This window comes from Gemmatimonas sp., assembly GCF_041689975.1.
Classification (GTDB): domain Bacteria; phylum Gemmatimonadota; class Gemmatimonadetes; order Gemmatimonadales; family Gemmatimonadaceae; genus Gemmatimonas.
Genome location: NZ_JBDNFF010000237.1, coordinates 1 through 1,873 on the forward strand (window position 1 = coordinate 1; position 1,873 = coordinate 1,873).

2 protein-coding genes and 1 tRNA gene are annotated in these 1,873 nt (G+C 62.9%); all 3 read left to right on the forward strand.

Annotated elements, in window-relative coordinates:
- Positions 1-400 (forward strand): helix-turn-helix domain-containing protein (locus ACESNG_RS15260; RefSeq protein ID WP_373069598.1); only part of this gene is annotated, 400 nt, incomplete at its 5' end.
- Between the two features lie 102 nt (positions 401-502).
- Positions 503-576, forward strand: a tRNA-Arg gene (locus ACESNG_RS15265).
- A gap of 38 nt (positions 577-614) precedes the next feature.
- Positions 615-1,868 carry a transcription termination factor Rho gene (gene rho / locus ACESNG_RS15270; protein ID WP_373069600.1) on the forward strand — a complete coding sequence of 418 codons (1,254 nt, stop codon included), beginning with the start codon at positions 615-617 and terminating at the stop codon, positions 1,866-1,868.
- Positions 1,869-1,873 lie beyond the last annotated feature (5 nt).

Consider the following 1,873-nt stretch of genomic DNA (forward strand, 5'->3'; position numbering starts at 1 on the left):
GCGGCTGCACCCGCTGCTGGAGTACGTGCTGGAGCACTCGCACGAGCAGCTGGACCGCGAGGAGGTCGCCGCCGTGTTCGGCCTGTCGCGCCGTACCCTGCAGAATCGCCTCACCGACGCGCGACTGCCGCCGTTGCGGCCCTTTCTCACCTGGTGTCGGCTGCTGGTGGCGGCCGCGCTGCTCGACGAGCCAGGACACACACTCGACTCGGTCGCGGCGCAGCTCGACTTCCACGATTGCGCCAACCTTGGCGTGGCGCTCCGGCGCTACACCGGCACCAACATCACGCGGTTGCGCGACCGCGGCGCGTTCACGGCAGCGATTCGGGCGTTCCGGGACGTGGTGGACCGAAGCCCTTACGAAGATGCTTCCTTGCCCCAGTCGTCATCGGCGGATTAACTTCTACAGTCTGACCGGCTCACGGCGTTCTTTCGGGAGCGCCGCGCACCGGTCGGGCGGATCACTCACTCGGCGCCTTGGCGCCAAAGTAGTGCTCGTGTTGCGCGTGTAGCTCAGTTGGATAGAGCGTCTGCCTCCGGAGCAGAAGGTCGCAGGTTCGAGTCCTGCCATGCGCGTCTGTTCGGCCTGCGGTCACTCTCGTTTCCTATGCCTAGTGCACGTAGCCGAGCTGAAGCGGAAGTCTGTTCCTGAACTCCTGGCGCTGGCCGCGTCATTGCATGTCACGAGTACCAGCGGCCTTCGTAAACAGGAGTTGATCTTCCGTATCGAGCAGGCTCTGCTCGATGCCGAAACGACGCTGTACGGTGAAGGCGTCCTCGAAGTCCTCCCGGAAGGCTACGGCTTTCTCCGGTCGCAAGACTTCAATTATCTGCACGGCCCGGACGACATCTACGTCTCCCCCTCGCAGGTGAAGCGCTTCGACCTCCGCACCGGTGATACGGTGATGGGGGAAGTCCGCCCGCCGAAAGAGTGGGAACGCTATCTCGCGCTCCTCAAGGTGGAGCGCATCAACGCTGGTGACCCTGAGCAGTCGAAATTGCGTAGCGCCTTCGACAACCTGACCGCGCAGTACCCCGACGAACGCATCCGCCTCGAGCGGAGCAACGGCGAAGTCGCGACCCGTATCTGCGACATCATCGCCCCGCTCGGGAAGGGCCAGCGCGCCCTCATCGTTGCCCCGCCCAAGGGTGGCAAAACGATCCTCATGCAGCAGCTCGCGAACGCGATCATCGAGAATCATCCCGAGATCACGCTCATCGTGCTGCTGATCGACGAGCGCCCGGAAGAAGTGACCGACATGCAGGCCACCTGTCCCCAGGCCGAAGTCATTTGTTCCACGTTCGATGAAACGGCCGACCGCCATGTGCAGGTGGCCGACATGGTCATCGAAAAGGCCAAGCGGCTCGTGGAGACGGGCAAGGATGTGGTCATCCTGCTCGATTCGATTACGCGTCTGGCCCGCGCGCACAACGCCGTGGCGCCGCAGGGTGGCAAGATCATGTCGGGCGGCATGGAGGCGTCCGCCATGCAGAAGCCCAAGGCGTTCTTCGGCGCGGCCCGCAATCTCAAGGAAGGCGGCTCCCTCACGATCGTCGCTACGGCGCTCATCGAAACCAATTCGCGCATGGACGAGCTGATCTTCGAGGAGTTCAAGGGCACCGGTAACATGGAGCTCGTGCTCGATCGCAAGCTGGCCGACAAGCGCATTTTCCCGGCGATCGACATCAACAAGTCGGGCACCCGTCGCGAAGAGCTGTTGCTCACGCCCTTCGAACAGCAGCGCATTTTCCTGTTGCGCTCTTTCCTGGCCGACATGCCCTCCGATGAATCGCTGCTGTTCCTGATCAAGCGAATGGAACGCGCGCAGAACAACAAGGAATTCTTCGAACAGATGGCGGAACCCTGATGCCC